This is a genomic window from Actibacterium sp. MT2.3-13A (assembly GCF_018139985.1).
Classification (GTDB): Bacteria; Pseudomonadota; Alphaproteobacteria; order Rhodobacterales; family Rhodobacteraceae; genus JAGSOU01.
The window spans coordinates 61,563-78,843 of the sequence record NZ_JAGSOU010000011.1; the positions used below are offsets into that span (position 1 = coordinate 61,563).

Consider the following 17,281-nt stretch of genomic DNA (forward strand, 5'->3'; position numbering starts at 1 on the left):
CACAGGCGCCCGGCCGACACCTTACGCGACCTTCAACACGATTTTTCCGATATGCGCGCTGGCCTCGAGCCGGGCATGGGCCTCGGCCGCCTCTTCCAGCGCGAATTCCGAATCCATCACCGGCGCCACCCGGCCCGCCTCCAGCAGCGGCCAGACCTGCGCGCGCAGCTCCTCCGCGATGCGCGCCTTGGCGAGGTCCGACTGCGGACGCAGGGTCGAGCCGGTGATCGTCAGCCGCCGCGCCATGACCTGCGCGAAATTCAGCGCCACCTTCGGCCCCTGCAGGAAGGCGATCTGAACCAGCCGCCCATCGTCGGCCAGCGCCCGCACGTTGCGCGGCAGATACTCGCCCCCCACCATGTCGAGGATCAGGTCGGCCCCGCCCTCGGCCGCCAGCACCTCAACGAAATCCTCGTCGCGGTAGTTGATCGCGCGCTCGGCGCCGAGCCGGGCGCAGGCCGCGCATTTCTGCTTCGAGCCGGCGGTGGCGAAGACCCGCGCGCCGAAGGCACCGGCCAGCTGGATCGCCGTCGTGCCGATCCCGCTGGAGCCGCCATGCACCAGGAACCGCTCGCCGGCCCTCAGGCGCCCGCGCATGAAGACGTTGGACCACACCGTGAAGAAGGTCTCGGGCAGGCAGGCGGCCTGTTTCAGCCCCATGCCGGCCGGCACGGGCAGGGCATGGGCGCCGGGCGTCAGCGCGTATTCGGCATAGCCTCCGCCGGGCAGCAGGGCACAGACCCGATCGCCCAGCTTCCAGCCCGCGCCCGGCCCCGCGGCAACCACCTCGCCCGCGCCTTCCAGGCCGGGCAGGTCGCTGGCGGTGGGCGGCGGCGCGTAGGAGCCCGCGCGCTGCAGGGCATCGGGGCGGTTCACGCCGGCATAGGCCAGCCGGATCACGATCTCGCCCGGCCCCGGCTGCGGCACGGGCCGTTCGCACGGGCGCAGGACCTCGGGTCCGCCGGGCTCGGAAATCTCGATGGCGCGCATGGTCTTGGGAAGGGTCATTGCTTCTCCTGATGATGGGGGGTGAGCGAGCCGGGCAAGTCGTCTCGGAACGGTTTTCGCGGCGCCTTGACCTGGCCCAACGCCCAGAGCGGCCCGGCGAACAGGCCCTTGAGCAGCGGGCTCTTGCGGATCTGCGCCTTGGCCTTCTCGATCTGCATCACGTTGTCGATCCGGCGATCGAGAAAGGCCCAGGTGTTTTCATGGCCGGGGCTGTCATCGCCCAGCCAGTATAGAACCGTCGCGCTGTAGACGCCGGCCAGCGTGGCGCGCTTGGTGTACCAGTTGACGTCCTCCGAGGTGTCGCCCAGCGCGGTCCAGATCGCGTCGCAGGTCTCCCAGATCGCCTTGGCGCCGTCGGCAGCATATTGCGGCAGCGAAAACAGCGTGGTGCCGCGGCGCACCAGTTCGCGGTCCTCCACCGCCTCAAGGCGGAAGCGCACCGCCGCCGCGATTCGGTCGCGGAACCGCATCCCCGACAGATCCTCCGTCGCCAGCCGCCTCAGCATCTCGGCATCACCGCGCCTGTGAAAGGCCAGCGCCAGATCCACCGCGCCGCGCGGGCAGAGCACGCGGGCCAGCGCCGGCGCCACCCCCGAATCGGTGATCGCGGCCCGGAAGGTCGCATCCGTCCAGCCGTCGAAGGGCACATGGGGCAGGGCTGCCTCCAGCAGCGCCTCTTTCGGGTCGCGATCCGCATCGGTCATGGCGGGCCTCCTTTCCGGTTGCCGCGATAGTAGACAAGCTGACCGGGCTTTGCTATACGGCCACCTCCTGCAACTTGACCGAAACTCCAAACTAGAAAGGTGGTGAAAACCACATGCAGGTTAGCGTTCGCGACAACAACGTCGATCAGGCTCTTCGTGCTCTGAAGAAAAAGCTTCAGCGTGAGGGTGTCTTTCGCGAGATGAAGCTCAAGCAACATTTCGAGAAGCCGTCCGAGAAGAAAGCCCGCGAGAAGGCCGAGGCCATCCGCCGTGCCCGCAAGCTGGCGCGCAAGAAGGCCCAGCGCGAAGGTCTCCTCTGAGATCATCGACATGCGAACGGGCGTTTCGCCCAAGAACGACCCCCGCGGCCCGGCCTCGGGGGTTTGTTTTTTTCCGATCGTCTACAGATTCCGGGAAGAGGCCGCGCGCCGGTCAGCCCCGGCGCGCGGACGTGCAGAACGCCCGGCGGCGGTCGTCAGCGGGCGTCCTCGAGGATCATCTCGCTGGCCTTCTCGGCGATCATGATGGTGGGCGAGTTGGTGTTGCCGCTGGTTATGGTGGGCATCACGCTGGCATCGGCCACGCGCAGCCCTGCGACCCCGCGGAAGCGCAGCCGTTCGTCGAGCGGCGCGGCCTCCTCGGAGCCCATCCGCACCGTGCCGACCGGGTGGAAGATGGTGGTGCCGATGTCGCCCGCGGCGCGCGCCAGATCCTCCGGGTCGTCCGAGGCGATGCCCGGCTTGATCTCCTCGGGGCGGTAGCGCTGCATCGGCGCCTGGGCCATGATCGCCCGGGCCTGCCGGATCGCGTCGACCGCCACCTGTCGGTCGCCCTCGGTCGAGAGGTAATTCGGCGCGATGCGCGGGGCCTCTTTCGGGTCGGGCGAGGCGATCTGCACCGATCCGCGGCTTTCCGGGCGCAGGTTGCAGACGCTGGCGGTGATCGCCGGGAAGTCGTGCAGCGGCTGGCCGAATGCCTCGATCGAGAGCGGCTGCACATGGTATTCGAGGTTCGGCGTCTCAAGGTCCGGGCGCGACTTGGAAAAGGCGCCGAGCTGGCTGGGGGCCATCGACATCGGCCCGCTGCGGCTGAGCAGGTATTCCAGCCCGATCCGCGCCTTGCCCACCAGCGAATTGGCCAGCGTGTTCAGCGTCGTCGCCCCGGTCAGCCGCCAGGCGCAGCGCAGCTGCAGGTGGTCCTGCAGGTTGCCGCCGACGGCGGGCATGTCGCGCTGCACCGCGATGCCGTGCCGCTGCAACAGCTCCCCCGGGCCGAAGCCCGACAGCTGCAGGATCTGCGGGCTGCCGATGGCGCCCGCCGCGAGGATCACCTCGCCCCGCGCGCGCGCGGTTTTCACCGTGCCGCGCTGGTCGTATTCCACGCCCACGGCGCGCCCGTCCTCGACGATCACGCGGCGGGTATGCGCCTGCGTCTCCACCTTCAGCCCCTGCCCGGTGGCGGTGCGCAGAAAGGCCTTGGCCGTGTTCACCCGCCAGCCGTTGCGCTGGTTGACGCGGAAATAGCTGACGCCCTCGTTGTTGCCGGTGTTGAAATCGCTGACCTGCGGCAGGCCCCAGGCCTCGGCGGCCTCGGCCCAGTGGTCCAGCACATCCCAATGCAGGCGCTGGTTCTCGACCCGCCATTCGCCGCCCGCGCCGTGCATCTCGGATGGCCCCTCGACGTAATCCTCGGATTTCAGGAACAGCGGCAGCACGTCGTCCCAGCCCCAGCCGGTCAGCCCCATCTGCCGCCAGCCGTCGTAATCCGACGCCTGTCCCCGCAGATAGAGCATGCCGTTGATCGACGAACACCCGCCCAGCACCTTGCCGCGCGGATAGAGCAGCGAGCGACCGTTGAGCCCCGGCTCCTCAATGGTGCGGAACATCCAGTCGGTGCGCGGGTTGCCGATGCAATACAGATATCCCATCGGGATATGCACCCAGTGGTAATTATCCCTGCCGCCCGCCTCCAGCAGAAGAACCCGCTTGCCCGCCTCGCTCAACCGCTTGGCCAGCACGCAGCCCGCGCTGCCCGCTCCGACGATGATGTAATCCCAGTCCATTGGCCTCCCCCCCAATTCGGTCCTGCCGGGAATACCAGCAGATCGCACGGCGGGGAAACAGCATTTTTCCCTTGGGTCGGCAAGAGCGGCGTGGGTACGGAACGGTCGGGTCGGGCGGATCTCCGATCAACGCGCCCGGTCTCTTGTCACCGCGATCCTCACACCGGCAGGGCGGTCGTCTTGAACACCGTGCGCAGCGCGAATGATGACTGCATCTGCACCACGCCCGGCAGGCGCGACAGATATTGGCGGTGGATGCGGGCGAAATCCTCGCTGTCGCTGGCGACCACCTTCAGCAGGTAGTCCGACTTGCCCGCCATCAGGTGACATTCCAGCACGTCGGGCACCAGCGCCACCTCGCGCTCGAAGGCGTCGAGCACCTCGTCGGCCTGCCCCGAGAGCGTGATCTCGACGAAGACGGTGGTCGGGCAGCCCAGCTTGCGCGGATCCAGCAGCGCCACATAATCGCGGATATAGCCTTCCTCCTCCAGCCGGTGCACCCGGCGGTGACAGGCCGAGGGCGAGAGGTTCACGCTCTCCGACAGCTCGGCATTCGAGATCCGGCCGGTCTTTTGCAGAACCTCCAGGATTCGACGGTCAATTCGGTCCAGTTCCATATTTGCGCCAGTTTGTTCGAAGATTAACGCCGATCGCGCACGATTCTTCTCCCACCACAGCATGCCACAGGCCAAATTTCCAAGGAAATTCGTCTCGAAAACCGGCACACTCGGCGAAAGCATGCAGGGAGGAGCGGCATGAAGATCGGTTGTCCTAAGGAAATCAAGGCACAGGAATTCCGCGTCGGGCTGACGCCCTACGCGGTGCACGAGGCGGTGGTCCACGGTCACGAGGTGATGCTGGAGGCCGGCGCGGGCCTCGGCGCGGGTTTCCCCGACGAGGATTACGCCGCGGCCGGCGCGCGCATCGTGGACGGCGCCAAGGAGATCTTCGCCTGGGCCGACATGATCGTGAAGGTGAAGGAGCCCCAGGCGGTCGAGCGCAGGATGCTGCGCGAGGGACAGATCCTGTTCACCTATCTCCACCTCGCCCCCGACCCCGAGCAGACCCGCGACCTGCTGGCCAGCGGCTGCACCGCCATCGCCTACGAGACGGTGACCGACGCCCAGGGCGGGCTGCCGCTTCTGGCGCCGATGTCCGAGGTGGCGGGGCGGCTGGCGCCGCAGGTCGGCGCCTGGACCCTGCAGAAGGCCAACGGCGGGCGCGGCGTGCTGCTGGGCGGCGTGCCCGGCGTCGGCCCGGCCAAGGTGGTGGTGATCGGCGGCGGCGTGGTGGGCACCAACGCGGCGCGGATCGCCGCCGGCATGGGCGCGGACGTGACGGTGCTCGACCGCTCGCTGCCGCGGCTGCGCTATCTCGATGACGTGTTCGGCGGGCTGTTCTACACCCGCTATTCCAGCGCCGGCGCCACGGCCGACCTGGTGGCCGATGCCGACCTGGTGATCGGCGCGGTGCTGATCCCCGGCGCCGCCGCGCCCAAGCTGGTCACCCGCGCACAGCTCAGCACCATGCGTCCCGGCGCGGCCATCGTGGACGTGGCGATCGACCAGGGCGGATGCTTCGAGACCTCGCGCCCCACCACGCATGAGGATCCGATCTACGAGGTGGACGGCGTGATGCATTACTGCGTGGCCAACATGCCCGGCGCGGTGGCGCGCACCGCGACCATCGCGCTTGGCAATGCCACCATGCCCTTCATGCTGGCGCTGGCCGACAAGGGCTGGCGCAGGGCCTGCGAGGACGACCCGCATCTGCTGAACGGGCTGAACGTCCATGCCGGCCAGCTGACCCAGTACGAGGTCGGCAAGGCGCTGGGGATCGACGTGATCGCGCCGACCCTGGCGCTGAAGTCCTGAGGGGGCAGAGGGGAGGCGCCGGGTTCGCGCCCGGCGCGTTTTCCGCAGTGTTAGTGACTGTTTTCCCGCCAACGCGGCGCGGAATTCGGCCGACGGGGCGCGGGCCGTCCGATCGCGGGCGAATGCCCGCCGGAAAGGACGGCGCCGCACCGGTTCGGCGCGTTTTCCGCCGGGTTAGTGACTATTTCGTCACCAGCGCGTCGCGGATCTCGGCCAGCAGGTCCAGCTCGGTCGGGCCGGCGGGGGCCGCCTCGGCCGGGGCTGGCTCTTCCTTCTTCAGGGCCATGTCCTTGACCTTGTTGACATAGCGCACCAGCAGGAACACCACGAAGGCGATGATCAGGAAGTTGATCACCGCCGTCAGGAAGGCGCCATAGGCGAACACCGCCGCCCCCGCCCCACGCGCCGCCTCGAGCGTGTCGAATTCGCCCTCGCCCAGCACGACGAACAGATTGGTGAAGTCGAGCCCGCCGAGGAGCAGCCCCAGGATCGGGTTGATCAGGTCATCGACCATGGATTTCACGATCGCCGTGAATGCCGCCCCGATGATGATGCCCACCGCCATGTCCATGACATTGCCCTTGGCGATGAAAGCCTTGAATTCGTTGAGCACGGTCTGTCCCTCCTTGCCGTTGCGCCTCGGCGCAGTATCGCACAGCTCTGGGCATGGACGTGCAGGCTTTTTTCGGGGAAGAGAGGGAGAGACCCTTCCCCGGCCGCAGCGAGGAGCGCCATGACCGACCTGACCGATTTCCGCATCACCAAGCGCTGGCCGCCGCGCAACCCGGAGGCCATCCAGCTCTATTCCCTGCCCACGCCGAACGGGGTGAAGGCCTCGATCATGCTGGAGGAAACCGGGCTTCCCTACGACACCCATACCGTCTCGTTCGAGCGCGACGATCAGCACACGCCCGAATTCCTGTCGCTGAATCCCAACAACAAGATCCCCGCGATCATCGACCCCAACGGCCCCGACGGCCAGCCGCTGCCGCTGTTCGAAAGCGGCGCGATCCTGATCTACCTGGCCGAGAAGACCGGCCGGTTCCTGCCGCAGGAGCCCGCCCGGCGCTACGAGGTGCTGCAATGGCTGATGTTCCAGATGGGCGGCGTCGGTCCGATGTTCGGGCAGATGGGCTTCTTCGTGAAATTCGGCGGCAAGGATGTCGCCGACCCGATCCCGCGCGAACGCTATATCGGGGAATCCAGGCGCCTGATGCGCGTGCTGGACAACCAGCTTGAAGGGCGCGACTGGGTCTGCGGCGACTATTCCATCGCCGACATCGCCATCGCGCCCTGGCTGCGGACCGTGCTGGTCAGCTACGAGGCGGGCGATCTGGTGGGCTGGAGCGACTTCCGCAACCTGCCCGCCTATCTCGACCGTTTCCTCGCGCGCGACGCCGTGCAACGCGGGCTGGTTCAGCCGCCGCGCGCGTGATCGGCGCGGATCATCTCCGCGGCCTTTTCGGCGATCATGATCGTGGGGGCATTGGTGTTGCCCCCGATCAGCCGCGGCATGACCGAGGCATCAACGACGCGCAGCCCCGCCAGCCCGCGCACCTTCAACCGCGGGTCCACCACCGCCATGTCATCGGCCCCCATCCGGCAGGTGCCGACGGGGTGGTAGATGGTGTCGGCGCGAGCACGGATATCGGCCTCAAGCGCCGCGTCTGAGCCGTCATGGGGATAGAGCCGCGCGCCCCGCCAGGGCGTGAAGGCGTCGGCCTCCAGGATCCGCTCCAGCAGCCGCGCGCCGCGCATCAGGCCGTCAAGGTCGGACCGGGCGCCAAGGAATCCCGGGTCGATCCGCGGGACGGAGCGGGGATTGGCATCGGCCAGCCCCACATGCCCCCGGCTTTCCGGGCGCAGCAGGCAGACATGAGCGGAATAGCCATCGGCGAGGTGGAGCCTGCGCATATGCTCATCCACGATGCCCACGACGAAATGCACCTGGAGGTCCGGCCGGTCGCGCCCAGGGGCCGAGCGCAGAAAGGCCCCGCCCTCGGCGAAGGGCGTGGCGAACAGCCCCTCGCCGGTCTTCCGCCAGCGCAGCGCCGCCCGCGCCATCCGTCCCAGCCCGCGCGGGTTCAGCCCCACCACGTCGCGCCGCCGCGAGCGGTAGCTGACCGTGTAATCGAGGTGATCCTGCAGGTTCCGCCCCACCCCGGGCAGTTCGTGCACGGGCGCGATCCCATGCGCGCGCAACTCCTCCACCGGGCCGATCCCGGACAACAGCAACAGCTGGGGCGAGTTGAAGGTGCCGCCCGACAGGATCACCTCGCGTCGCGCCCCGATCCGCCGGCCGCCGAGCTGGACCGCGGTCGCCCGCCCCTCCTCGACGATCACCCTTTCCACGAGGCTGCGGGTCAGCACCGTCAGGTTCGCCCGCCCCATCGCCGGAAAGAGATAGGCCGAAGCGGCCGAGCAACGCTCGCCCTTCCGGGCGCCCTGAAAATGCTGCGTGACCTGGTAGAGGCCCGCGCCCTCCTGCCGTGGCCCGTTGAAGTCGCCGTTGCGGGGAATTTGCAGGCCGGCGCAGGCTTCGACGAAGGCACGCGCGATGGGGCGCGGCGCGCTCTGGTCGCGGACCTGCAAGGGACCATCGGCGCCGTGCAGCCCGTCCGCGCCGCGCTGGTTGCCCTCGGCGCGGCGGAAATAGGGAAGCACGTCGTCCCAGCCCCAGCCCTCGGCCCCCAGTTCGGCCCATTCGTCGTAATCGCGCGGGTGCCCGCGCACATAGAGCATGGCGTTGATCGCCGACGAGCCGCCCAGGCAGCGCCCGCGCGGCTGGAACCCGCGCCGCCCGTTCAGCCCTGGCTGCGGCACGGTGCGCAAGGCCCAGTTGTTGATCCTCGGCCGGCCCGAGACCATCGCCGCCACCAGCGCCGGCGCGCGCACGAAGAGGCCGTCCCCGCCGCCGCCGGCCTCGATCAGGCAGACGGAGGCGGCGGAATCCTCGCTCAGCCGCGCGGCCAGGGCGCAACCGGCCGAGCCGCCCCCGACGATGACGTAGTCGAACTCCATGCGCGCCAGCCTACATCGGGGCAGGTGGCGGCAAAGCGGAACCTCGCGTCAGCCCGGCAGTTCGCCGGTCAGGACGTAGCGCAGGATCTCCACCACCTGGCGCGGCTCCTCCGCGACGGCGAGCGCGGCGGCGTCCACTTCTTTCAAGGCGTGCTGATGCTCGGGGCCGTGCAGCACGATCAGAGATTTCCCCAGGGCCGCGGCATAGCCCGCGTCGAAGGCCGCGTTCCACTGCTTGTATTTCTCGCCGAAGCGCACGACGACGATATCGGCCTCCTCGATCCCCTTGCGGGTGCGGATGGCGTTGAGCTTGGCGCCCTTGTGGTCGTGCCAGAACTTGTTGGGCTCCTCGCCGAGGATCGCCACGCCGCAATCGTCGCTGGCGTCGTGGTCGGTGACCGGGCCGGTGAAACTCACCTGGAGTTTCGACGCCCCCTCGATGATCTGGTCGCGCCAGTCGGTGTGGATCTCGCCCGAGAGATAGACGTTCAAACTCATGGTCTTGGCCTCATTCTGTTTTGTCGGTGTCTTCGCCCCAGGCCGCGCGCATGGCGGCAGCGACCGCCGCGTCGCTGACCTGGTCGAAACGGGAATAATGTGCGCCCACCGCCCAGAAGGGGCTGGGGGTTTCGAGGCAGATCAGGCGGTCGACCAGCGCCTCGAACTCGGGCAGCGTATCGGCGGGCGCCACGGGCACCGCCAGCCAGATCGCGGCCGGCGCGCGCTTGCGCAGCGCCTTGAGCGCGGCCTTGACCGTGGCGCCGGTGGCGATGCCGTCATCGATCACGATGGCGGTGCGCCCGGTCACATCGACCGGCGCGTGATCGCCCAGATAGACGCGGCGGCGGCGCTCGATCTCGGCAAGCTGCTCCTCGATCGCGGGTTTGAAATCCTCCTCGGTCAGGCCGAAGGAGGCCAGCAATCCGCTGTTGAACACCACCTCATGTGCGGGGCCGTCGACCACCGCGCCGCCGGCGAGTTCGGGCTGGCCGGGCATGCCCAGCTTTCGCACCATCAGCAGGTCCAGGGGCGCGCCCAGCCGTTCGGCCACCGGCGCGGCCACCGGGACCCCGCCGCGCGGCAGAGCCAGAACCACGGGCGCCTCGGGGGCTGCGGCCTCCACCGCATCGGCCAGAAGCATTGCGGCATGATCGCGGTCACGGAACATGGCGTCCTCCCTCGCTGGCGAACCGGACCGCCCCAGTATGACGGGACGGCCGGCCCGTGGCTAGTGGATCAGCCGCGCAGCGTACCGCCGGTGGCCTTGGCGACCTTCTCGATGATCGAGGCCGCGACGGCCTCGATCTCTTCCTCGGTCAGGGTCTTGTCGGTGGGCTGCAGGCGCACGGTGATCGCCAGCGATTTCTTGCCCTCGCCCAGGCTGCCGCCGATGAACTCGTCGAAGACGCGCACATCCTCGATCAGCCTCTTGTCGGCGCCTGCGGCGGCGTTGACCAGCGTCAGCGCCTCGACATCCGCATCCACGACGAAGGCGAAGTCACGCTCCACCGCCTGCAGGTCGCGCAGCGCCAGCGCCGGCCGGGTGGAGGTCTTGGCGCGCGGGAAGGGCGGCTCTTCGAGGTAGATCGCGAAGCCCACCGCCGGGCCCTTCACGTCCATCTTCGCCAGCACCTTGGGGTGCAGTTCGCCAAAGATGGCCATGACCTTTTTCGGGCCGAGGCAGATCTTGCCGTGCCGCCCCGGATGCCAGTAGTCGGGCGCGCCGCGCAGGATCTGCACCTTGGCCGGCGCGCCGATCGCGGCCAGCGCCGCCTCGGCATCGGCCTTGGCATCATAGACATCGACGGCGCGGCGGCTGCCATGAACGTCCTTGTCGCCGGTGTGGCCCACCAGCAGGCCGGTGGCCAGCAGGTGCTGCTCCTCCGGCTCGGCGCCGTGGAAGGCCGGACCGACCTCGAACAACGCCAGATCCATGAAGCCGCGCGCCTGGTTGCGGGCGGCGGCCTGCAGCAGGCCCGGCAGCAGCGCCGGGCGCATGTGGCTCATCTCCGACGAGATCGGGTTGTCGAGCATGGTCGCGTCCCCGCCGCCGCCGAACAGCGCCGCGGAGGCCTGGTCGATGAAGCTGTAGGTCACGCATTCGTTGTAGCCCAGCGCCGCGATGGTGCGACGGGCGATCTGCTCGCGCTTCTGCATGGGCGTCAGGATGCCCTTGGGCACGCCCACATGGACGCGCGGCAGGCGCAGCGCCTGCAGCTTGGTCAGCGAGGCGATGCGGGCGACCTCTTCCACCAGGTCGGCCTCGCCCAGGACGTCGGGGCGCCAGCTCGGCGGGATGGCCATGTCGCCCTCCAGGGCGAAACCCAGCGCGGTCAGCGTCCGGCGCTGCTCCTCGGCGGGGATGTCCATGCCGACAAGGCTCTGCACCCGGTCGGTGTCCAGCTTGTAGGCGCGCCTTGTGTCGGGGATCTCGCCCGCGACCACGACCTCGGAGGGCTCGCCGCCGCACAGGTCGAGGATCATCCGCGTCGCCGCCTCGATGCCTGTGGGCGTCCAGGCCGGGTCGATCCCGCGCTCGAAACGATAGCGCGCGTCGGAGTTGATCTTCAGCGCGCGGCCGGTCATCGCGGTGCGGATCGGGTCGAAATAGGCAGCCTCGAGGAAGACATTCACGGTTTCCTCGGTGCAGCCGGTCTCCTCCCCGCCCATCACGCCGGCCAGCGATTCCACGCCCCGGTCGTCGGAGATGATCGTCATGCCGGGCTGCATGACATATTCCTTCTCGTCGAGGGCGAGGAACTTTTCGCCGCCCTCGGCGGCATGCACGCGCAGCCCGCCCGACACCTTGTCGGCGTCGAAGACGTGCAGGGGGCGGTTCATGTCATAGGTGAAGAAGTTGGTGATATCGACCAGCGCCGAGATCGGGCGCAGCCCGATGGCGCGCAGCCGGTCCTGCAACCAGGCGGGCGACGGCCCGTTCTTCACCCCGCGAATGACGCGGCCGTAGAAGACGGGGCAGGCTTTCTCCTGCGTCTCGTCGTCGATGGTCACCGGAATCGGGCAGGCGAAGGTGCCCGGCACCGCGGCCACCTCGCGCGTCTTCAGCGTGCCCAGGCCGCGCGCCGCCAGGTCGCGGGCGATGCCGTGCACGCCCAGCGCGTCGGGGCGGTTGGGGGTGATGGCGATTTCGATCACCGGGTCGACCTTGGCCGGATCGTTCTCGGCCAGCCAGTCGGTGAATTTCTGTCCTACCTCGCCCGACGGCAACTCGATGATGCCGGAATGCTCGTCGCTGAGTTCCAGCTCGCGTTCCGAGGCCATCATGCCGTGGCTTTCCACGCCGCGGATCGTGCCCACCGACAGGGTCACGTCGATGCCGGGCACATAGTCGCCGGGCTTGGCCAGAACCACGGTGATGCCGGCGCGCGCGTTGGGCGCGCCGCAGACGATCTGCCTGTCGCCCTCGTCGGTTTCCACCACGCAGACGCGCAGCCGGTCGGCATCGGGGTGCTGCTCGGCCGATTTCACCTTGGCGATGGTGAAGGGGGCCAGCCTGGCGGCGGGGTCCTCCACGCCTTCCACTTCCAGCCCGAGATCGGTCAGGGCGTAGAGGATCTCATCGAGGCTCGCCTGCGTGTCGAGGTGATCCTTCAGCCAGGAGAGGGTGAATTTCATATCACTGTCTCATCTCGTAGGGTGGGTGAAACCCACCGGAATTCGGAAAGGTGGGTGGCACCCACCCCACTATTACCGCGACAACCCGCCATGCAGCGTCGGCACGTCCAGCGCGGCAAAACCGTAATGCCGCAGCCAGCGCAGGTCGGAATCGAAGAAGGCGCGCAGGTCAGGGATGCCGTATTTCAGCATCGCCAGCCGGTCGATGCCCAGCCCGAAGGCGAAGCCCTGGAATTTCTCCGGGTCGATCCCGCCGGCCTGAAGCACCTTGGGATGCACCATGCCACTCCCGAGGATCTCCATCCAGTCGTCGCCCTCGCCCACCTTCAGCTGGCCGCCCTCCCAAGAGCAGCGCAGATCGACCTCGGCCGAGGGCTCGGTGAAGGGGAAATGCGAGGCACGGAAGCGCAACTCGACCTCGTCCACCTCGAAGAAGGCGCGGCAGAATTCCTCCAGCACCCATTTCAGGTTGGCCATGGAGATGTCCTCGCCGATGGCGAGGCCCTCGACCTGGTGGAACATCGGCGTGTGGGTCTGGTCGTAGTCGCAGCGATAGACCCGGCCCGGCGCGATCACCCGGATCGGCGCGCCCTGCGCCTGCATGGCGCGGATCTGCACCGGCGAGGTATGGGTGCGCAGCACATGCGGCGGGCGGTCGTCGCCCGCGGCGCGCGACATGAAGAAGGTGTCGTGCTCCTGCCGGGCGGGATGCTCGGGCGGGATGTTCAGCGCGTCGAAATTATACCAGTCGCTTTCGATCTGCGGCCCCTCGGCCACGGCGAAGCCCATGTCGGCGAAGATCGCCGTCACCTCTTCGGTGACCTGGCTGACCGGGTGGATGGTGCCCGCGCGGCGCGGCCGGCCGGGCAGGGTCACGTCCAGCCATTCGGCGCGCAGCCGCTGGTCCAGCGCGGCGTCGGCCAGTGCCTCCTTCTTGGCGGCCAGCGCCGAGGTGATCTCATCCTTCAGCGCATTCAGCGCGGGGCCGGCCGCCTTGCGCTCCTCGGGCGACATCTTGCCCAGCTCGCGCATTTTCAGGCTGATCTCGCCCTTTTTGCCGATCGCCTGCACGCGCAGATCCTCGAGCGCGGTCTCGTCGCCGGCGTTCGCGATGGCGTCCAGATATTTCTGCCGCAGATCATCCATTGCAGCGCCCCTCCAAATTCTTCCCCGTCCTGCTATCCACAAGCGCCGCCGAATGCAACCGGCGCCCGCCGCCCGGGCTCCGGCCCGGACTTGTCAGCGTGAGCGCCGGCGGGCGCTCTCCTCCTGAAAACCGGCCAAGAAAAAAGCCGCGCGCCCGACCGGGCCCGCGGCTTTTCCGAATTCTTAGCCGTCAGAGGCTCAGGCCAGCGCGGCTTTGGCTTTTTCGACGATCGCGCCGAAGGCCTCCGGCTCGTTCACGGCCAGATCGGCCAGAACCTTGCGGTCCACGACGATGCCGGCAGTGTTCAGGCCATTGATGAAGCGCGAATAGGTCAGCGCCTCGTCATGCGCGCGGACGGCTGCGTTGATCCGCTGGATCCACAGCGCGCGGAAGTTGCGCTTGCGCTGCTTGCGGTCGCGGGTCGCGTACTGGTTGGCCTTGTCGACAGCCTGCGTCGCGGTGCGGAAGGCATTGCCGCGGCGGCCGTAGTAGCCTTTGGCGGCCTTGATGACCTTCTTGTGACGGGCGTGGGTGGTGGTGCCGCCTTTAACTCGAGACATGTCCGTTCCTCCTTAGCGCGCGTAGGGCATCATCGACTTGATGATTTTCTCATCAGGAGCCGACAGGGTGGTGGTGCCGCGTGCGTTGCGGATGAACTTGGTGGTGCGCTTGATCATGCCGTGGCGCTTGCCCGCCTGGCCGGTCTTGATCCGGCCGTTGGCCGTCACCTTGAACCGCTTCTTGCAGCTCGACTTGGTCTTCATCTTGGGCATTTCCGTCTCCTTGAAGATGAACGGTTGTATGCGCGACTCGGCATGCCACTCGGCCGGTCGCGCGGTTCGAGAGGCGCTCGTATAAGCCCGGTGCCGCCCGATGGCAAGGGAAATCAGTTCAGGATCTCGCCCACCACCCGGATGAAGGCGCCGGGGACGTCGTTCAGGCGGTATCCCATCGGGCTGGACATGATCGCCAGCGCGATCAGCCCGCCGGAGACCAGAACAAGCAGCACCCCGCCCCGCGGCACGCGCCCGTCTGTCCAGGCGCTCACCAGGCTGGCGATGGCAAAACCGCCGATGACGATCCCCGCCACGAGGTAATAGTCGCTCTGCATCCCGGCCTCCGCGGCCAAACCGATACTGGATAACACCTATTCAGGATCGGTGCTGAAAATCAACCGCTCCTCGCAAGGGGCCACGCGCAGGATGTTGGTGGTTCCGGGCACGTTGAAGGGGATGCCCGCCATCACCACGATCTGGTCGTGCTCGGTGGCGAAGCCACCCGTCCGCGCCGCCCGCGCGGCGCCGACCACCGCCATCTTGAAGCGCTGCACATCGCCCGAGAAATAGCAGTTCACCCCCCAGGTCAGGCACAGCCGGCGCGCCGTCTTGGCAAAGGGCGTCAGCGCCAGGATCGGCACCCGCGGCCGTTCGCGCGCGGTCTTGGAGGCGGTGGTGCCGGAATGGGTGAAGCAGCAGATCGCCTTGATGTCGGCGGTCTCGGCGATCTCGCGGGCGGCGGCGACGATGCTGTCGGCCACCATCGCGTGCGCGGCCGGGCGCGCGGCGTCCAGGATCTGGCGGTAGGTCGGGTCGCTTTCGACTTCGATCGCGACGTTGTTCATCGTCGTCACCGCCTCGACCGGGTAATCGCCGGCGGCCGATTCCGCCGAGAGCATCACCGCGTCGGCGCCCTCGTAGATCGCGGTCGCCACGTCCGAGACCTCGGCGCGGGTGGGCACCGGGCTTTCGATCATGCTTTCCAGCATCTGGGTGGCCACGATCACCGGCTTGGCCGCGGCCCGGCAGCGGCGCACCAGGCGCTTCTGGATCGGCGGCAGATTCTGCACCGGCAGTTCGACGCCGAGATCGCCGCGCGCCACCATGATCCCGTCGGCGGCCTCGAGGATGCTCTCGAAGGCCGCAACGGCGGCAGGTTTCTCGATCTTGGCCAGCACCGCGGCACGGCCGGCGACCAGCTCGCGCGCCTCGGCCACGTCCTGCGCCCGCTGCACGAAGGACAGCGCCAGCCAGTCGACACCCAGTTCGCAGACGAATTCCAGGTCGCGCCGGTCCTTTTCGGTCAGCGCCGCCAGCGGCAGCACCACGTCTGGCACGTTCACGCCCTTGCGGTTGGAGATCGTCCCGCCCACCGCCACGGTGCACTCGGCGTAATCGGCGCCGCATTCATCGACCGTGAGGCGGATCTTGCCGTCATTGACCAGCAGGGTCGCGCCGGGCTCTAGCGCGGCGAAGATCTCAGGGTGGGGCAGGTTCACGCGGGCCGCGTCGCCCTCGGTCTCGTCCAGGTCGAAGCGGAATTTCTCGCCCTCGACCAGCTCCTCGCTGTCCCCCGAAAACACGCCGCAGCGCAGCTTGGGGCCCTGCAGGTCGGCGAGGATGGCGATCGGGCGCTCAAGATCCTCCTCGATCTGGCGGATGATCTGGTGGCGGGCGCGGATCTCGTCATGCGAGCCGTGGCTCATGTTGAGGCGGAACACGTCGGCCCCGGCCTCGAACAGGGCGCGTATCATCTTGTAATCATTGGAAGCGGGCCCCAGCGTGGCCACGATCTTGACGTTGCGAAGCCGTCTCATGTTCTCGCGTCTCTTTCGTTCTGGAAATGGGCGGGCGGGAGCGTCCTCTTAATGGACGAATTCCGCCAAGGTGACAACTGGCGCTTTCCCGGCGCTTGGCGTAGACCGGGATCTGACCGAAGAACATGACAGCGCCATGACCTACCAACCGTTTCACATCATCGGAGAGGACCGCCCTGCGCGCTGGGTGGTCACCTGCGACCATGCCGCCAACACCGTGCCCGATTTCGTCGGCGGCGGTTCTCTGGGCATCCATGACGAGGATATGGAGCGCCACATCGCCTATGACGTCGGCGCCGCGGGCGTCGCGACGCGGCTGGGCGCGCTGCTGGACGCGCCGGTCCTGCTGTCCAATTTCTCGCGCCTGGTGATCGACCCCAACCGGGGCGAGGACGACCCGACGCTCTTGATGCGGCTCTACGACGGCACCATCATCCCCGCCAACCGCCACGCCGACGCGCGTGAGCGCGAAAAGCGCCTCGCGCGCTGTTACCGTCCCTATCACGAGGCGCAGGACAGGCTTCTGTCGCGGCGCGGGGACAGCATCCTGCTGTCGATCCACTCCTACACCAAACAGCTGCGCGGCCGCCCGCCGCGGCCCTGGCATATCGGCATCCTGCACGCCGCCGACCAGCGGCTGGCGCGGCCGCTGATCTACCGGCTGCGCGAGGAGCACGATCTCTGCGTCGGCGAGAACGAGCCCTACGGCGGCCACCTGCCCGGCGACTCGGTCGATCGCCACGCCATCGCCTCGGGGCGCCACAATGTGCTGATCGAGCTGCGCAACGACCTGATCGAGGACGAGAAGGGCCAGGCCGCCTGGGCCGGGCGCCTGGCCCCGATCCTTCGCGAAGTTCTGGAGACCACAGGGTTTTAGGGAGGCATCCATGCCACATATCGTGATCGACTATTCCGAGGGTCTGGACGAGACCCACGACCTGCACGCGCTCTGCCGTTCGGCCTTCGAGGCCGCGGCGGCGACGGGGGTCTTCGCCGACCCTTCCGCCATCAAGGTGCGTGCGCGCCCCTGCCCCTATTTCCTGCTGGGCGCCGACCCGCAGAGCTTCGCCCATGTCGACGTGCACCTGCTGGACGGCCGCAGCCCCGAGCAGAAATCCACCGTCACCCACGCCGTGCTGAAGGCGCTGGAGACGCATCTGCCCACGGTCGGATCGCTGACCGTGGACATCCACGACATCGCGCGCGCAAGCTACGCCAAGCGCGCCCTTTGACCGG

19 protein-coding genes are annotated in these 17,281 nt (G+C 68.2%); 5 read left to right on the forward strand and 14 right to left on the reverse strand.

The annotated features are described in order from the left end of the window. Positions 1-21: 21 nt before the first annotated feature. Complete coding sequence (locus tag KCI33_RS11320; RefSeq protein WP_212524901.1) at positions 22-1,008, reverse strand: NAD(P)H-quinone oxidoreductase; 987 nt, start codon at positions 1,006-1,008, stop codon at positions 22-24. Continuing rightward, positions 1,005-1,712: a COQ9 family protein gene (locus tag KCI33_RS11325; RefSeq protein WP_212524902.1), complete on the reverse strand. Its 708-nt coding sequence runs from the start codon at positions 1,710-1,712 to the stop codon at positions 1,005-1,007. The genes KCI33_RS11320 and KCI33_RS11325 overlap by 4 nt, the downstream gene beginning before the upstream one ends. Positions 1,713-1,825: 113 nt before the next feature. Between KCI33_RS11325 and rpsU the strand changes: the two genes are divergently transcribed. Further along, entirely contained in the window at positions 1,826-2,032 is a 207-nt protein-coding gene (gene rpsU / locus KCI33_RS11330) for a 30S ribosomal protein S21 (protein ID WP_005614280.1), read from the forward strand. A 155-nt stretch (positions 2,033-2,187) separates the two neighbouring features. Here rpsU and KCI33_RS11335 read toward each other — a convergent pair whose 3' ends face one another. Beyond that, positions 2,188-3,774, reverse strand: coding sequence for a GMC family oxidoreductase N-terminal domain-containing protein (locus KCI33_RS11335; protein ID WP_212524903.1), 1,587 nt, complete (start codon positions 3,772-3,774; stop codon positions 2,188-2,190). A 158-nt stretch (positions 3,775-3,932) separates the two neighbouring features. Continuing rightward, complete coding sequence (locus tag KCI33_RS11340; protein WP_212524904.1) at positions 3,933-4,391, reverse strand: Lrp/AsnC family transcriptional regulator; 459 nt, start codon at positions 4,389-4,391, stop codon at positions 3,933-3,935. A 138-nt stretch (positions 4,392-4,529) separates the two neighbouring features. Here KCI33_RS11340 and ald point away from each other — a divergent pair, with 138 nt between their 5' ends. Then, positions 4,530-5,648 carry an alanine dehydrogenase gene (gene ald, locus KCI33_RS11345; RefSeq protein ID WP_212524905.1) on the forward strand — a complete coding sequence of 373 codons (1,119 nt, stop codon included), beginning with the start codon at positions 4,530-4,532 and terminating at the stop codon, positions 5,646-5,648. 181 nt (positions 5,649-5,829) lie between these two features. On the opposite strand, the gene mscL is transcribed toward ald, so the two are convergent. Further along, positions 5,830-6,261 (reverse strand): large conductance mechanosensitive channel protein MscL, encoded by a 432-nt coding sequence (gene mscL / locus KCI33_RS11350; RefSeq protein WP_212524906.1) that lies wholly within the window; start codon positions 6,259-6,261, stop codon positions 5,830-5,832. Positions 6,262-6,381: 120 nt separating this feature from the next. Here mscL and KCI33_RS11355 point away from each other — a divergent pair, with 120 nt between their 5' ends. Further along, complete coding sequence (locus KCI33_RS11355; protein ID WP_212524907.1) at positions 6,382-7,083, forward strand: glutathione S-transferase N-terminal domain-containing protein; 702 nt, start codon at positions 6,382-6,384, stop codon at positions 7,081-7,083. Here KCI33_RS11355 and KCI33_RS11360 read toward each other — a convergent pair. The 9 genes from KCI33_RS11360 to pyk form a co-directional block, all read right to left on the reverse strand. Then, on the reverse strand, positions 7,065-8,669 hold the full coding sequence (locus KCI33_RS11360) for a GMC family oxidoreductase N-terminal domain-containing protein (protein ID WP_212524908.1): 1,605 nt from the start codon (positions 8,667-8,669) through the stop codon (positions 7,065-7,067). The two genes, KCI33_RS11355 and KCI33_RS11360, sit on opposite strands and share 19 nt — an antisense overlap. Before the next feature lie 48 nt (positions 8,670-8,717). Further along, on the reverse strand, positions 8,718-9,167 hold the full coding sequence (locus tag KCI33_RS11365) for a YtoQ family protein (protein WP_212524909.1): 450 nt from the start codon (positions 9,165-9,167) through the stop codon (positions 8,718-8,720). Positions 9,168-9,177: 10 nt separating this feature from the next. After that, complete coding sequence (locus tag KCI33_RS11370; RefSeq protein ID WP_212524910.1) at positions 9,178-9,837, reverse strand: phosphoribosyltransferase family protein; 660 nt, start codon at positions 9,835-9,837, stop codon at positions 9,178-9,180. Between the two features lie 68 nt (positions 9,838-9,905). Beyond that, positions 9,906-12,305, reverse strand: coding sequence for a phenylalanine--tRNA ligase subunit beta (gene pheT / locus KCI33_RS11375; RefSeq protein ID WP_212524911.1), 2,400 nt, complete (start codon positions 12,303-12,305; stop codon positions 9,906-9,908). 72 nt (positions 12,306-12,377) lie between these two features. Beyond that, on the reverse strand, positions 12,378-13,451 hold the full coding sequence (pheS, locus tag KCI33_RS11380) for a phenylalanine--tRNA ligase subunit alpha (RefSeq protein ID WP_212524912.1): 1,074 nt from the start codon (positions 13,449-13,451) through the stop codon (positions 12,378-12,380). 198 nt (positions 13,452-13,649) lie between these two features. Continuing rightward, positions 13,650-14,012 (reverse strand): 50S ribosomal protein L20, encoded by a 363-nt coding sequence (gene rplT, locus KCI33_RS11385; RefSeq protein WP_212524913.1) that lies wholly within the window; start codon positions 14,010-14,012, stop codon positions 13,650-13,652. A gap of 12 nt (positions 14,013-14,024) precedes the next feature. After that, a complete protein-coding gene (gene rpmI, locus KCI33_RS11390) occupies positions 14,025-14,225 on the reverse strand; it encodes a 50S ribosomal protein L35 (RefSeq protein WP_212524914.1) in 201 nt (66 codons plus the stop codon). A 113-nt stretch (positions 14,226-14,338) separates the two neighbouring features. Beyond that, entirely contained in the window at positions 14,339-14,563 is a 225-nt protein-coding gene (locus KCI33_RS11395) for a hypothetical protein (RefSeq protein WP_212524915.1), read from the reverse strand. A 36-nt stretch (positions 14,564-14,599) separates the two neighbouring features. Beyond that, positions 14,600-16,045: a pyruvate kinase gene (gene pyk / locus KCI33_RS11400; protein ID WP_212524916.1), complete on the reverse strand. Its 1,446-nt coding sequence runs from the start codon at positions 16,043-16,045 to the stop codon at positions 14,600-14,602. A 136-nt stretch (positions 16,046-16,181) separates the two neighbouring features. Here pyk and KCI33_RS11405 point away from each other — a divergent pair, with 136 nt between their 5' ends. Continuing rightward, entirely contained in the window at positions 16,182-16,922 is a 741-nt protein-coding gene (locus KCI33_RS11405) for an N-formylglutamate amidohydrolase (RefSeq protein ID WP_212524917.1), read from the forward strand. Between the two features lie 10 nt (positions 16,923-16,932). Beyond that, complete coding sequence (locus KCI33_RS11410) at positions 16,933-17,277, forward strand: 5-carboxymethyl-2-hydroxymuconate Delta-isomerase (protein ID WP_212524918.1); 345 nt, start codon at positions 16,933-16,935, stop codon at positions 17,275-17,277. Positions 17,278-17,281: the final 4 nt, after the last annotated feature.

What these genes read in the sequence shown, in the direction of transcription:
- KCI33_RS11320 (WP_212524901.1), bottom strand. Translation starts at nt 1,008, where the DNA reads ATGACCCTTCCCAAGACCATGCGCGCCATCGAGATTTCCGAGCCCGGC.
- KCI33_RS11360 (WP_212524908.1), bottom strand. Translation starts at nt 8,669, where the DNA reads ATGGAGTTCGACTACGTCATCGTCGGGGGCGGCTCGGCCGGTTGCGCC.
- pheT (WP_212524911.1), bottom strand. Translation starts at nt 12,305, where the DNA reads ATGAAATTCACCCTCTCCTGGCTGAAGGATCACCTCGACACGCAGGCG.
- KCI33_RS11365 (WP_212524909.1), bottom strand. Translation starts at nt 9,167, where the DNA reads ATGAGTTTGAACGTCTATCTCTCGGGCGAGATCCACACCGACTGGCGC.
- rpmI (WP_212524914.1), bottom strand. Translation starts at nt 14,225, where the DNA reads ATGCCCAAGATGAAGACCAAGTCGAGCTGCAAGAAGCGGTTCAAGGTG.
- ald (WP_212524905.1), top strand. Translation starts at nt 4,530, where the DNA reads ATGAAGATCGGTTGTCCTAAGGAAATCAAGGCACAGGAATTCCGCGTC.
- KCI33_RS11355 (WP_212524907.1), top strand. Translation starts at nt 6,382, where the DNA reads ATGACCGACCTGACCGATTTCCGCATCACCAAGCGCTGGCCGCCGCGC.
- KCI33_RS11370 (WP_212524910.1), bottom strand. Translation starts at nt 9,837, where the DNA reads ATGTTCCGTGACCGCGATCATGCCGCAATGCTTCTGGCCGATGCGGTG.
- rpsU (WP_005614280.1), top strand. Translation starts at nt 1,826, where the DNA reads ATGCAGGTTAGCGTTCGCGACAACAACGTCGATCAGGCTCTTCGTGCT.
- pheS (WP_212524912.1), bottom strand. Translation starts at nt 13,451, where the DNA reads ATGGATGATCTGCGGCAGAAATATCTGGACGCCATCGCGAACGCCGGC.
- rplT (WP_212524913.1), bottom strand. Translation starts at nt 14,012, where the DNA reads ATGTCTCGAGTTAAAGGCGGCACCACCACCCACGCCCGTCACAAGAAG.
- KCI33_RS11410 (WP_212524918.1), top strand. Translation starts at nt 16,933, where the DNA reads ATGCCACATATCGTGATCGACTATTCCGAGGGTCTGGACGAGACCCAC.
- KCI33_RS11395 (WP_212524915.1), bottom strand. Translation starts at nt 14,563, where the DNA reads ATGCAGAGCGACTATTACCTCGTGGCGGGGATCGTCATCGGCGGTTTT.
- KCI33_RS11335 (WP_212524903.1), bottom strand. Translation starts at nt 3,774, where the DNA reads ATGGACTGGGATTACATCATCGTCGGAGCGGGCAGCGCGGGCTGCGTG.
- pyk (WP_212524916.1), bottom strand. Translation starts at nt 16,045, where the DNA reads ATGAGACGGCTTCGCAACGTCAAGATCGTGGCCACGCTGGGGCCCGCT.
- KCI33_RS11340 (WP_212524904.1), bottom strand. Translation starts at nt 4,391, where the DNA reads ATGGAACTGGACCGAATTGACCGTCGAATCCTGGAGGTTCTGCAAAAG.
- KCI33_RS11325 (WP_212524902.1), bottom strand. Translation starts at nt 1,712, where the DNA reads ATGACCGATGCGGATCGCGACCCGAAAGAGGCGCTGCTGGAGGCAGCC.
- KCI33_RS11405 (WP_212524917.1), top strand. Translation starts at nt 16,182, where the DNA reads ATGACCTACCAACCGTTTCACATCATCGGAGAGGACCGCCCTGCGCGC.